This is a genomic window from Devosia faecipullorum, assembly GCF_015158295.1.
GTDB lineage: Bacteria > Pseudomonadota > Alphaproteobacteria > Rhizobiales > Devosiaceae > Devosia > Devosia faecipullorum.
The window spans coordinates 236,420-249,506 of sequence record NZ_JACDXV010000001.1 but is presented as its reverse complement, the minus strand read 5'-3'; the positions used below and the strand labels follow the sequence as shown (position 1 = coordinate 249,506).

The window sequence follows — 13,087 nt, the reverse complement described above, 5'->3', positions numbered from 1 at the left end:
GCTAACTGCATCGATTGCAAAGGCCAAATAGGCGATCTTTTGAGGCGGAGGGCATCTGAATGAGTTCTGGATCGGCTGAAACACTCCTCACGCCCGCCGAAATGGCGCAGGCCGATGCGCTGGCGGTTCAATCCGGGATCAGCGCCCTGACACTGATGCAGACAGCGGGGGAGGCCGTGGCCGCCGACATAATCGCCCATTTTTCGCCGCGTCCCACATTGGTGCTGTGCGGGCCGGGCAATAATGGCGGCGACGGTTTCGTGGTCGCGCGGCAATTGCGGGCGCATGGATGGGCCGTGACTCTGGTCCTGGCAGGCGACATCGCCGCTCTCCGAGGCGAGGCGGCCATTGTGGCCGCGCGATGGGATGGCCCCGTGCGCCCGGTTTCGGGCGTTGACGTGACGGATTTCGGCCTCGTGGTGGACGCCTTGCTCGGGGCGGGGCTGGACCGGCCGGTGATCGGCGCAATGGCCGGACTGATCGATGCGGTGAATGTTTCGGGCGTTCCCGTCCTCAGCATCGATATTCCCTCCGGCATCGACGGCGCGACCGGAGAAATCCGCGGCACGGCCATCAGGGCGATGCGCACATCAACGTTTTTCCGTCGCAAGCCGGGCCATTTGCTGCTGCCCGGCCGCGCTCATTGCGGCGCGCTGGCGCTTGCCGATATCGGCATTCCCGATGCGGTTCTGGAGCCCATAGGAGCCCGGACCTGGCGCAATTGCCCGGCTCTCTGGACTTTGCCCGCCTTGCGCGACGACGATCACAAGTTCAGTCGCGGCCATGTTCTGGTCGTCTCCGGCGGCCCCTTGCAGACCGGTGCGTCCCGCCTCTCCGCCCTTGCCGCCTTTCGCAGCGGCGCGGGGCTGGTGACGCTTGCCGGCGGCAAGGACGCGCTGCTGGTCCAGGCCGCCCACGTCACCGCCATCATGCTGAAGCCGGTCGAGAGCGCAGGCGACTTTGCCGAAGTGCTCGCCGATAAGCGGATCAACGCAATCGTCATCGGCCCCGCTGCCGGCATCAATTCCGATACCCAGGCCAGGGTCGATCTGGTGCTGGCCGGCAGCGCCGCCGCCGTGCTCGATGCCGACGCCATAAGTGTCAGCGCCGCCGACCCCCGGCGCCTCTTCGACGCCATCGCCGCCCGGCAGGCGCCCGTCCTGCTCACCCCGCATGAAGGCGAATTTCAGCGCCTGTTCGGCGACAAGTCCGGCAGCAAGCTAGATCGCGCCCGTGCCGCTGCCCGCCAGTCCGGCGCGGTCGTGATCCTCAAGGGCAGCGACACCGTCATTGCCGCGCCGGATGGCCGCGCCGCGATAAACGACAATGCACCGGCCTGGCTCGGCACGGCGGGATCGGGCGATGTGCTGGCCGGAATAATTGCCGGCCTCCTGGCCCAGGGCATGCCCGGATTCGAGGCTGCCGCGGCCGCGGTCTGGCTGCATGGCGAGGCGGCAAAAAGCTTTGGCGGTTCCGGCATGCTGAGCGAGGATTTGCCCGCGCTGCTGCCGCCCATCCTCAAGGCGCTGGCCGACTTGCCGGATACTTCCGGTTCATCGTCATTGCCCGGCTGGTCCGGGCAATCCAGTTCCACGGCTTGACCGTAATGGACCAGCTTCCCAGCAGGTTGGGAACGCCCTAGTTCGCGGGACTTCGACCCAATTTGGCCTCGATGATTGGTAGCACCCTTTCGACCGCCGCGCGGCCTTCCTCAATGGCCTCCGGCGCCCGATGAAAGTCCATGAGGCCAATATCGATGACGCGCGGCAGGATCTGCACATGCGGAGGCTCCCCGGCCAGCCGTGAGCGGGTGATATGATCCTGCATGATGTTGAGCGCATTGCCCAGAACGTCGAAATAGCCCGGCGTCGTTCCGGGATTGCCGAATAGCTTGAAGCCCGACACCTGCGCCGCCAGCGCTGCCGGCATGGACTTGACCATATCAAGCCAATTTCCCGGCTTCTGCCTGTCATCGGGGTCAGGCGCCGCTACCGCCTCGGGCAGCAGCCGCCGTCCCAGCAGGTCTTCGTTGAGATTGACGGCGATGACGAAATCGGCGCCCAGCGCCCGGCAGACCGACACCGGGACGGGATTGACCAATCCGCCATCCACCAGCCATTCGCCGTCAATATCAACGGGGCTGAAAATACCCGGCAGCGAGATCGAGGCGCGAATGGCCCGGTCGAGCGGTCCTTCGCGCAGCCACACTTCCCTTCCGGTCGTCAGATCGGTGGCGACGGCGGCAAAAGGGAGTTCAAGGTCTTCGATATTGCGGGCGATTTCGAGCCCGCCCAGCCAATCGAGAATGCGCATGCCGTCCACCAGCCCGCCGGCGAGAAAGCCGACATCGATCAGCGAGGCCACCACACGGCGGTCTGCGGACATGGCCCAGTCCCGCAAAATATCATGGCGTCCGCTGGCATAGACGCCGCCCACCAGCGCGCCCATGGACGTGCCCACGACTATATCGGGCTCTATGCCCGCCTCGATCAACGCATCCAGCACCCCGATATGAGCCCAGCCGCGCGCCGCGCCAGTGCCCAGGGCCAGGCCGATTTTCGGTTTGCGCATCGCCCACTCCCTCACTTAGGGCGACGATAGCCGCTCACAGTGTGTCGGCAAGAAAAAACATGCGGGCGACGCTATGGTCGCGCAATGCCTGCGCGGGCAGTTTCCCCTTGAGCGCCAGCACCACCTGCTCGGGATCGGCCAGTGCGCTTGCATCCACAACGACGCGGCTGAAGGCCGGGCGCATGCCGCGTTTCTGTTCTTCGAGCAGATTGTAGAGCAGGGCGCGTATATCGGTCTGGCCCGAACAGGCAATGCAGACCTCGCCATCCTTGTGCCCATGCCCCGAATTGGCCGGCAGCCGGATCAACGCAATATCCGCATCGACCGACAGGGGCTTGCCGGGCCGGGTGACGAGGGTGACGGGGATCGGGGCACTGCGGGACATGATCTCGATCGCTGTTTCGCTCAATTCTTTCGTTCGGCGTCATTGCCCGGCTTGGCCGGGCAATCCAGTTTCATCGTCCTGGCGCATGGACCATCCCGGTGAGGGCACCGAATGCGCGCGACGATTTCACGCCGCCGCCACCTTGCCTGGCATGTAGTTCAGGATCGGCCCCAGCCAGCGTTCGACGTCTTCCACCGCCATGCCCTTGCGCTGCGCATAGTCCAGCACCTGGTCCCGCTCCACCTTGGCGACCCCGAAATAATAGGAATCAGGATGGGAGAAATAGAGCCCAGACACCGACGAGCCTGGCCACATGGCATAGCTCTCGGTCAGTTCGACGCCGACCTTGTTCTTGGCATCGAGCAGCGCGAACAGGGTGGTTTTCTCGGTGTGGTCTGGTTGGGCCGGATAACCCGGTGCCGGACGAATACCCTGATAGTTTTCGAGGATGATTTCAGCCGGCGTCAGGTTCTCGTCGGCGGCGTAGCCCCAGAGCTCGCGGCGCACCTTGAGATGCATGAACTCGGCCAGCGTTTCCGCATAGCGGTCGGCCAGCGCCTTGACCAGAATGGAGGAATAATCGTCATTGGCGCGCTCGAAACGTTCGGCGATCGCCACTTCGCCAAGGCCCGCCGTCACCACGAAGCCGCCCAGATAGTCGGGCTTGCCGCTCTCCAGCGGCGCCACGAAATCGCTAAGCGCCATGTTTGCCTTGCCGTCGCGCTTGGTCAATTGCTGGCGCAGGGTAAAGAGGGTGGCCAGTTCCTGGTTCCGGCTCTCGTCGGTGAACAGGCGCACGTCGTCGCCCACGGCGTTGGCCGGCCAGAATCCGACTACGGCCTTGGGCGCGAACCATTTCTCGTCGATGACCTGCTTGAGCATTTTCTGGGCGTCGGCCCACAGCGCCCGCGCCGCCTCGCCCTGCTTTTCGTCTTCGAGAATAGCCGGATAGCGCCCGCGCAATTCCCAGGTCTGGAAGAAGGGCGTCCAGTCGATATATTCGGCGAGTTCGGCGAGGTCGAATTCCTCGAAAGTGCGCGTTCCGAGGAAGCTGGGGGCAGGGGGATCGTAGGTCTGCCAGTCCGGCTTGAACGCATTGGCGCGGGCGACCGCCAACGGTAACCGCTTCTTTTCCGATTCAGCCCGTTCATGCGCCGCCGCCGCCTTGGCATATTCGGCCCGAAGCCCTTCGATGAAGGTCACTTTGCTGTCGCTCGAGAGCAGGTTGGACACCACGCCCACGGCGCGGCTTGCGTCATTGACATGGACGGCCTGGCCGCGCGCATAGCGCGGGTGAATCTTGACGGCCGTGTGCACGCGGCTGGTGGTCGCGCCGCCGATCAGAAGCGGAATGTCGAAGCCTTCGCGCTCCATTTCCGAGGCCACATGCACCATCTCGTCGAGCGAGGGGGTGATGAGCCCGGAGAGCCCGATAATGTCCACATTCTCGGCCCTGGCGGTTTCCAGGATTTTCTGCGTCGGCACCATGACGCCGAGATCGACGATCTCGTAATTGTTGCAAGCGAGCACGACGCCCACGATGTTCTTGCCAATATCGTGTACGTCGCCCTTCACCGTCGCCATCAGCACCTTGCCGGCGCTCTGGCGGCCGCCGACATCGCCATTGGCGGCCTTTTCCTCTTCCATGAAGGGCAGGAGATAGGCCACGGCCTGTTTCATCACGCGGGCGGATTTCACCACCTGAGGCAGGAACATCTTGCCCGAACCGAACAGGTCGCCGACCACGTTCATCCCGGCCATCAGCGGGCCTTCGATCACGTGCAGCGGGCGGTCATAGGACAGCCGCGCTTCCTCGGTGTCGGCCTCGATGAATTCGGTTATGCCATTGACCAGCGCGTGAGAAATGCGCTCGCCGACCGGCAATTCACGCCAGGAGAGGTCTTTTTCCTTGCCGGCGCCGCCGCCCTGGCCCTTGTAGCGCTCGGCCAGTTCCAGCATCCGGTCGGTCGCGTCAGGGCGCCGGTTGAGGATCACGTCCTCGCAGGCGTCGCGCAATTCCCTGTCGATGCTTTCATAGACGGCCAATTGGCCGGCATTGACGATGCCCATGTCCATGCCATTCTGGATGGCATAGTAGAGAAAGACGGCGTGCATCGCCTCGCGCACCGGCTCGTTCCCGCGAAACGAGAAGGAGAGGTTGGAAATACCGCCCGAAATATGCACATGCGGGAGGCTGTTGGTGATCTCCCTGGTGGCCTCGATGAAATCGACGCCGTAATTGTTGTGCTCCTCGATGCCGGTCGCCACCGCGAACACGTTCGGATCGAAGATGATGTCTTCGGGGGGGAAGCCGACCACTTCAGTGAGGATCTTGTAGGCGCGGCTACAGATTTCGACCTTGCGCTCCTTGGTGTCGGCCTGTCCGGTCTCGTCGAAGGCCATCACCACGACCGCTGCGCCATAGGCGCGCACCAGCCTTGCGTGATGGATGAACGCTTCTTCGCCTTCCTTGAGCGAAATGGAATTGACCAGCGCCTTGCCCTGCACGCATTTCAGGCCCGCCTCGATCACCTCCCATTTGGAGGAGTCGATCATCAGCGGCACCTTGGCGATGTCGGGCTCGGCCGCCAGCAGGTTGAGGTAATCGATCATCACCTGCCTGGAATCGATCAGGCCCTCGTCCATGTTGATGTCGATGATCTGCGCGCCATTGACCACCTGGTCGCGCGCGACGTCGAGCGCCGTGCTGTAATCTCCGGCCTTGATCAGCTTCTTGAACCGCGCCGAGCCGGTGACATTGGTGCGCTCGCCGACATTGACGAAGGGAATGTCCTTGGTAAGCGTGAACGGCTCCAGGCCTGCCAGCCGCAGCCTGCGCTCGATATGAGGCACCTTGCGGGGTGCATATTGCGCCGCCATTTCGGCAATGGCGCGGATATGGTCGGGCGTCGAGCCGCAGCAGCCGCCGACGATGTTGAGCAAGCCGTCGCTGGCAAAGGCGCGCAACTGGCTGGCCATCTGCTCGGGCGTCTCGTCATAGGCGCCCATTTCGTTGGGCAATCCGGCATTGGGATAAGCGCAGACAAAGGTGTCGGCCACGCCCGAAAGCTCGGCGATATGGTCGCGCATCAGGTCGGCGCCCAGGGCGCAGTTCAGCCCGATGGTCAGCGGATTGGCGTGGCGGATGGAATACCAGAAGGCGGTCGGCGTCTGCCCGCTCAGCGTGCGGCCCGAGAGGTCGGTAATAGTGCCCGAGATCATGACCGGCACGTCGATGCCGCGTTTGCGGAACAGCTTCTGCGCCGCGAAAATGCCGGCCTTGATGTTCAGCGTATCGGTGACGGTCTCGAAGAGCAGCAGGTCCGCCCCGGCATCGACCAGTCCGCGCACCGCTTCGCCATAGGCTACCACCAGATCGTCGAAGGTGATCGAGCGGTGGCCGGGATTATTGACGTCGGTGGACATGGACGAGGTCTTAGTCGTCGGCCCCAATGCGCCGGCGACGAACCGCCGCCTGCCGTCCACCGCCTCGGCGCGCAGCGCCGCGCGGCGCGCCACGACCACGCCCTGATAATTGATGTCATAGACCGCGCTTTCGCAGCCATAGTCTGCCTGCGCCACGGAGGTGCCGGAAAAGGTGTTGGTTTCGACGATATCGGCGCCCGCCATGTAATAGGCGTAGTGAATATCCTCGATCATCTGCGGCTCGGTGATCACCAGCAGGTCGTTGTTGCCCTTGAGTGGGTGCGCCCAATCCTTGAAACGCTCGCCGCGGAAATTCTCCTCCGACAGCCCCAACCGCTGGATCATGGTGCCCATGGCGCCGTCGAGGATCAGGATGCGCTCCTCCATGGCCTTGGCCAGGGCTTTGCGCACCTCTTTCCAATCGGGAATGATGGTGGCGACAGGGGCGGGGCTCATCGCGTCCTCTTTCTTTTCGGGGTCTGCGCAAACTGCGCTCGGGACATCACATAAAGATATCTTTATATCAGTCAAGCGCGAAGGCGATATGGGAGGCTGTGCCGGCGATGCGCGGGGCATTTGTCAACAATGCGCCTCCAAAGGCTAACGCTTCGCTCACCTTAACCTCCTCTAAACCGTAAAATTGTTCCTTTCTGTGAACGCCCGGGCCGCTGCGTTACCCTTGCGCGCGAATAGTTCCGGTTTTCTAGAGTATTGCATATCGTGACGACCTCCTGGCGCGGCGCCGTCCGTATCATCGCCCTTTCGGCCCTGATTGTTCCCATGATCGCTGCCTGCGCGACGGGCGGGGGGCTTGGCGCCACCGTCAAGCGCTCCGCCTTTACCTCCGGCGAATATGGCGTCGCCGTCTCGCCCCGCGTCACCTCCAATCCCAATCCGCCGCGCGGGGGCGGGCGCTATCAGGTCGGCAAGCCCTATACGGTGCGCGGCAAGACCTATGTGCCCGAGCATAATCCCAATTACGCGGCGACCGGCACCGCCTCCTGGTACGGTTCGGACTTCCATGGCCGCAAGACCGCCAATGGCGAGATTTTCTCGGCCAATCACATCACCGCCGCGCATCCGACCCTGCCGCTGCCGTCCTATGCGCGCGTCACCAATCAGGACAATGGCCGCTCCATCGTGGTGCGCGTCAACGATCGCGGCCCTTATGTTTCGGGCCGCATCATCGACCTCAGCCACCGCGCTGCCTCCATGCTCGGCTATGTCAATAACGGCTCGGCCAATGTGAAGGTCGAATATGTGGGCGAGGCCCCGCTCAATGGCGACGACACCCGCACGCTGGTGGCCAGCTATAATGGTCCCTCCGGCTACGATACGGGCGCGACCCGCGTGGCCAGTGCCGAAAGCGATCGCAGCCTGGTCGGCATGACCACCAATTTCTTCAATGGCCTGTTCTCCTATGCCGATGCGACGGAAGCCGACGCGGCCATCGGCAGCGCCCATGCAGCCGTCAACGCCATGGCTTCGGGCAATGCCGAACTGGCCGATTGGGCCGCTTCGGTCGATGCCGACAACCGCAAGGTCAGCATCGGCCTCGGCCTTTATTCCGATCCCGCCAATGCCGCCCGGCTGGCCCAGGAATTCGCGCTGCTCGGCGCCGTCACCGAAGATGCGGTGACCAGCAATGGCCGTGCCGCCACCAGGCTGACGCTCACCTATCTGAAGCCCGGCGTGGACCAGGCGGATATTTCCGATCTGGCCCGGGCGCTTGGCGTCACTGACATAGTTCTTTATTGATATAAAGGCCTGCCACCCTTCATTGCGGGGTGCGGGCGCGAGGGAGGGGCCTGCGTGAGACTGCTGATCGCCATTGCCGCCATTCTGGCGCTGGCCGCGCCGGTCTCCGCACAGGTGGATTTCGACACCAAGGCCAGGTTCGCGGTGCTGATGGATCATGAATCCGGCGCCGTCATCTTCCAGAAAGACGCTGATGCAAGGCTCGAGCCGGCCAGCATGACCAAGCTCATGACGCTGGCGGTGGTGTTCAACGAAATCCGTGCCGGCCGCGTCAGTCTCGACGATCTGTTCTTCGTCTCCGAAAATGCCTGGCGCACCGGCGGCGCGACCTCAGGCGGCTCGACCATGTTCGCCGAGCTCAATTCACAGATCCGCGTTGAAGACCTCATTCGCTCGGTGATCATCCAGTCCGGCAATGACGCTGCGATCATCCTGGCCGAAGGCATTGCCGGCACCGAGGCGACCTTCGCCCTGATGATGAACGAGCTGGCGGGCGATCTGGGCCTCGAGGGCTCCAATTTCACCAACGCAACCGGCCTGCCGGACGCCGACGAATATTCCACGGCGCGCGACCTGGCGGATCTGGGCCGCTACCTGATCCGCGAATTTCCGGAATATTACCACTATTTCTCCGAGCCGGAGATGGAGTGGAACAAGATCAAGCAGGCCAATCGCAATTCGCTGATCGATGTGGGCATTGGCGTCGATGGGCTGAAGACCGGCCATACCCAATCGGCCGGTTACGGCGTCGTCCTTTCCACCGCGCAGGGCGACCGGCGGCTGATCGCCGTCGTCCATGGCCTCGCCTCGATGCGCGAGCGCGCCGAGGAAGGGCGGAAATTGCTGACCTGGGGCCAGCGCGCCTTCGAGCGGATCACGCCCTACGCTGCCGGCACCGTCGTTGGCTATGCCGATGTCTATGGTGGAGACAATCCGCAGGTCGGGCTGGTCGGCAAGGGCGAAATCGCCCTCTACCTGCCGCGCGGCTCGCGCCAATGCCTCTCGGCGACGCTCAACTATACCGGCCCGCTCATGCCGCCGGTGCGCCAGGGCGACAAGGTCGCGGAATTGCGCGTCTTCTGCAACGACCAGCTCGTGCAAGCCGCTCCGCTCTACGCCGCCGAAGACGTCAGGCAAGGCGACCTGGTCCGCCGCGCTACGGATGCGATGAAACATCTGGCATTGGGCTGGCTTTAAATCGCGCCGCAGGCCAAATCGCTCCGGTGGAGCGATTTGAGGCGAAAAGGCCATGAGAGCTGTGGACGAATAGCTCAACATGCTCGCCTCAACCGCGCCCGCTCCCTCCCCAACGTCACCACCCGGTTCATCCGGGTGGTCCATGGAGGATGCAACAAGACTGGATTGCCCGGACCAGCCGGGCAATGACGATGGAATTGGACATACATGCCTGGTCCGCGCCCTGTCCCTAATCCACCTCCGGCATCAGGAATTGCAGCCCGACCGATCTATCGACCTTCCAATCGGGCCAAAATGTTTCCAGCCCTGAAAACCGCTCCCTCCCCAACGTCACCACCCGGTTCATCCGGGTGGTCCACACGATGCCGGCCCGAACGTGGATTGCCGAGACAGGGCCGGCAATGACGACAAAGGGTGGCGTCCATGCGGCCCCGTCTTTCCCCACCGGCCTGAGTGTCCTAAAAGACTAATAATCAAGGAATCGACCTGCCCATGCTCGAAGCGCCCAATCGACGACCAGCCCGCTTCATCACTTTCGAGGGTGGCGAAGGCGTGGGGAAATCGACGCAGGTGCGGCGTCTGCTCAACAATCTGGGCCGCGAGGGGATCGATGTTGTGCGCACCCGCGAGCCGGGAGGAACGCCCAAGGCCGAAGCCATCCGCTCCTTCATCCTGCAAGGCCGGTCCGAGGTCTGGGGCGCGGGCGCCGAGGCGGTATTGTTCGCCGCCGCGCGGCTCGATCACGTCACCCAGTTGATCGCGCCCAATCTTACCAAGGGCACCTGGGTCATTTCCGACCGCTTTTGCGATTCCACCCGCGCCTATCAGGGACTGACCGGTGGCGTCGATGACCGGCTGATCAATGCGCTGGAAGACCTAGCGCTCGACGGACACAATCCGGACCTCACCATCCTACTCGACATGGACCCCGAAACTGCCTTTCGCCGTGTCGAACAGCGCACCATCGAGGATGGCCTGCAACTGACCGGCGACCGCTTCGAAAAAGAGGAGCTGGAATGGCACAAGGTTCTGCGCGCCAATTTTCTCGACATCGCCCGCAATAATCCCGATCGCTGCGTCGTCATTTCAGCTGAGCAGAGTGAGGAAGCGCTTGAAAGCGCCATCTGGTCCCTGATCACCAGCCGCTTCCCCGAACTGCAGGGCAGGTCTTTGGCGTGACCGATCCAAGCGCGATTTCCGGCCTGCCGCTGCCGGAACAGAGGCAGGTGGCCATCGGCCATGACGCGGCCCGCGCCGCCATTCTCGGGCAATTGGCTGAACATCGCCTGCCGGGCGCCATCATGCTGCATGGCCCGCAGGGCATCGGCAAGGCCACGCTGGCGTTCGAATTGGCCGCCGCCATCCTGATGGCCACTGGCGATGAAGACCCCTTGCGCGTCCGCGAGCAGATCGCGGCCCTGTCCCATCCCAATCTCTCGGTGCTGCGGCGCCGCGCCAAGGACAGCAAGAGCTTTTACTCGGTGATCCGCGTCGAGGATGTGCGCGAGCTGCGCGAAAGCCTGCAACATACGCGGGGCAGGGCGGGGCACCGCATCGCCGTGCTCGACGCCATCGACGATTGCAATCCCAATGCCGCCAATGCGTTGCTCAAGACGCTGGAGGAGCCGCCAGCAGATACGACCTTCTTCCTGATTTCCCATCGCCCCGGCCAATTGCTGCCCACGATACGCTCGCGCTGCCACAATCTGGGCCTGCGGGCCTTGTCCGACGATCTCCTGGCGCAGGTCGTCACCGCCAGCATGCCCGAACTCGACAGCGCTTCGCTGACGCGGGCGGTGCAATTGGCGGGCGGCAGGCCGCGCCGCGCGTTCGAGACGCTGGCTCTGGCCGAGGATTCGCCGGTGGGCGCGCTGATCCAATGGCTTCAGCGCCCCGATGAAATGCCCATTGCAGCGGAGCTGAAACTGGCTGATGCGCTGGGCAGCGACCCGCAGGGGCCGGACATGTCCTTTGCCCGCGAAATCCTCAATGACTGGCTGGCCGATGAGATACGCGCGGCGGCCATGCAGCAGGGGCTGCGCTGGCGGCTTGCCTCGGCAACCGAGCTATGGGAGAAGGCAGGCGCACTTCTGGGCGAAGCCGACAGCGTCAATCTCGATATGAAGCAGACGCTGGTAGTCATCTTCGATTCCATCCGGAAGCATTGCGCCCTGTCCGCCAGCCCCGCCGAGCCCGCATGAATAGCAAGCCCTTTTACGTCACCACCGCGATTTCCTATCCCAATGGCGCCCCCCATATCGGCCATGCCTATGAGATGATCGCCACCGACGCCATCGCCCGCTGGAAGCGGCTGGAGGGCAGGGAGGTCTATTTCCTCACTGGCACCGACGAGCACGGTATCAAGATGGTGCAGACCGCCGCCAAGGAAGGCATTCCGGTGCGCGAACTGGCTGATCGCAATGCCGGCGAATTCAAGAAGCTCGCCGGTGCGCTCAATCTGTCCAACGATGATTTTATCCGCACCACCGAACAGCGCCATTTCGAATCCTCGCAGGCCATCTGGAAGAAGATGGCGGAAAGTCAGAATGGCGACATTTTCCAGTCCACCTACAAGGGCTGGTATTCTGTGCGCGACGAAGCCTATTTCGATGAATCCGAGCTGACCGAGAAAGACGGCAAGCGCCTCGCGCCGTCCGGCGCCGAGGTGGAATGGGTGGAGGAGCCCACCTATTTCTTCCGCCTCTCGGCCTATCAACAGAAGCTGCTCGACCTTTACGAAGCCAATCCCGATTTCATCGCGCCCAAGGAGCGGCGCAACGAGATCATTTCCTTCGTCAAGAGCGGCCTGCAGGATCTGTCCATTTCCCGCACCACGTTCGACTGGGGCATTCCGGTTCCCGATGCGCCTGGGCATGTCATGTATGTGTGGGTCGATGCGCTCACCAATTACATTACCGGCGTCGGCTATCCCGATGAACAGAGCGAATTGTTCAAGAAATTCTGGCCGGCGGACCTGCATGTCATCGGCAAGGACATCATCCGCTTCCACACCGTCTATTGGCCCGCGTTCCTGATGAGCGCCGGCCTCGAAGTGCAACATCGCGTCTTCGCCCATGGCTTCCTCACCGTCGATGGCCAGAAGATGAGCAAGTCGCTTGGCAATGTCATCGACCCGTTCCATCTGGTCGACAGCTTCGGCGCCGATGCCGTGCGCTATTTCTTCCTGCGCGAAGTTTCCTTCGGCAACGATGGCGATTATTCCAACGAAAAGCTGGTCAACCGCGTCAATGCCGACCTCGCCAACAATCTCGGCAATCTGGCGCAGCGCTCGCTGTCGATGATCAACAAGAATTGCGACGGCAAGGTGCCCGAGCTTGGCCCGCTGACCGATGCCGACAACGCCATCATCGCCGAAGTGAGCGAAGCGCTCGACGCGGCCCAGAAGGCCATGGACCAGCAGTTGGTCCATGAGGCGACCGGCGCGATCATCGCTGCCTTGAGTTCGGCCAACAATTACTTTGCAGGGCAGGAACCCTGGGCGCTGAAAAAGACCGATCCGGCCCGTATGGCGACCGTACTCTACGTTACCGCTGATACCGTCCGCCGCCTGTCGATCCCGATGCTGGCCTTCGTTCCGGCTTCGGCAGCGCGCCTGCTCGACCAGCTTGGTGTGCCGGAAGACCAACGTTCGCTCGCCGCAGCCGCAAATGTGAACAGTCTGCTAGCGAAGAGCGATCTGCCGCTACCCCAGGGCGTATTTGCGCGGCTGGAAAAGCCGAATGAGTGACG

The 13,087-nt window shown here is 63.1% G+C and carries 9 protein-coding genes; 6 read left to right on the top strand and 3 right to left on the bottom strand.

The genetic code is table 11. From position 1 onward, the window contains the following. The first annotated feature begins 59 nt into the window (after positions 1 to 59). Positions 60 to 1,601 carry an NAD(P)H-hydrate dehydratase gene (locus H0482_RS01200; protein WP_230989410.1) on the top strand — a complete coding sequence of 514 codons (1,542 nt, stop codon included), beginning with the start codon at positions 60 to 62 and terminating at the stop codon, positions 1,599 to 1,601. 37 nt (positions 1,602 to 1,638) lie between these two features. On the opposite strand, the gene H0482_RS01195 is transcribed toward H0482_RS01200, so the two are convergent. The 3 genes from H0482_RS01195 to metH form a co-directional block, all read right to left on the bottom strand. Continuing rightward, the gene (locus H0482_RS01195) at positions 1,639 to 2,571 is read right to left on the bottom strand and encodes a patatin-like phospholipase family protein (protein WP_193728206.1); all 933 of its coding nucleotides are present in this window, start codon (positions 2,569 to 2,571) and stop codon (positions 1,639 to 1,641) included. A 34-nt stretch (positions 2,572 to 2,605) separates the two neighbouring features. After that, positions 2,606 to 2,956 carry a P-loop NTPase family protein gene (locus H0482_RS01190; protein ID WP_193728205.1) on the bottom strand — a complete coding sequence of 117 codons (351 nt, stop codon included), beginning with the start codon at positions 2,954 to 2,956 and terminating at the stop codon, positions 2,606 to 2,608. Between the two features lie 126 nt (positions 2,957 to 3,082). Continuing rightward, positions 3,083 to 6,838 carry a methionine synthase gene (gene metH / locus H0482_RS01185; RefSeq protein WP_193728204.1) on the bottom strand — a complete coding sequence of 1,252 codons (3,756 nt, stop codon included), beginning with the start codon at positions 6,836 to 6,838 and terminating at the stop codon, positions 3,083 to 3,085. A 264-nt stretch (positions 6,839 to 7,102) separates the two neighbouring features. Here metH and H0482_RS16835 point away from each other — a divergent pair, with 264 nt between their 5' ends. The 5 genes from H0482_RS16835 to metG all read left to right on the top strand — a co-directional run bounded on the left by H0482_RS16835 (position 7,103) and on the right by metG (position 13,085). Further along, a complete protein-coding gene (locus H0482_RS16835; protein ID WP_330998161.1) occupies positions 7,103 to 8,140 on the top strand; it encodes a septal ring lytic transglycosylase RlpA family protein in 1,038 nt (345 codons plus the stop codon). Between the two features lie 54 nt (positions 8,141 to 8,194). Further along, positions 8,195 to 9,337 carry a D-alanyl-D-alanine carboxypeptidase family protein gene (locus H0482_RS01175; RefSeq protein ID WP_330998160.1) on the top strand — a complete coding sequence of 381 codons (1,143 nt, stop codon included), beginning with the start codon at positions 8,195 to 8,197 and terminating at the stop codon, positions 9,335 to 9,337. 492 nt (positions 9,338 to 9,829) lie between these two features. After that, positions 9,830 to 10,516 (top strand): dTMP kinase, encoded by a 687-nt coding sequence (gene tmk / locus H0482_RS01170; protein ID WP_193728203.1) that lies wholly within the window; start codon positions 9,830 to 9,832, stop codon positions 10,514 to 10,516. Beyond that, the gene (locus H0482_RS01165; protein ID WP_193728202.1) at positions 10,513 to 11,538 is read left to right on the top strand and encodes an AAA family ATPase; all 1,026 of its coding nucleotides are present in this window, start codon (positions 10,513 to 10,515) and stop codon (positions 11,536 to 11,538) included. The genes tmk and H0482_RS01165 overlap by 4 nt, the downstream gene beginning before the upstream one ends. Beyond that, complete coding sequence (gene metG / locus H0482_RS01160) at positions 11,535 to 13,085, top strand: methionine--tRNA ligase (protein ID WP_193728201.1); 1,551 nt, start codon at positions 11,535 to 11,537, stop codon at positions 13,083 to 13,085. The genes H0482_RS01165 and metG overlap by 4 nt, the downstream gene beginning before the upstream one ends. Positions 13,086 to 13,087: the final 2 nt, after the last annotated feature.

Coding starts and splice junctions, on each gene's coding strand:
- H0482_RS01200 (WP_230989410.1), top strand. CDS start 60: ATGAGTTCTGGATCGGCTGAAACACTCCTCACGCCCGCCGAAATGGCG.
- H0482_RS01195 (WP_193728206.1), bottom strand. CDS start 2,571: ATGCGCAAACCGAAAATCGGCCTGGCCCTGGGCACTGGCGCGGCGCGC.
- H0482_RS01190 (WP_193728205.1), bottom strand. CDS start 2,956: ATGTCCCGCAGTGCCCCGATCCCCGTCACCCTCGTCACCCGGCCCGGC.
- metH (WP_193728204.1), bottom strand. CDS start 6,838: ATGAGCCCCGCCCCTGTCGCCACCATCATTCCCGATTGGAAAGAGGTG.
- tmk (WP_193728203.1), top strand. CDS start 9,830: ATGCTCGAAGCGCCCAATCGACGACCAGCCCGCTTCATCACTTTCGAG.
- metG (WP_193728201.1), top strand. CDS start 11,535: ATGAATAGCAAGCCCTTTTACGTCACCACCGCGATTTCCTATCCCAAT.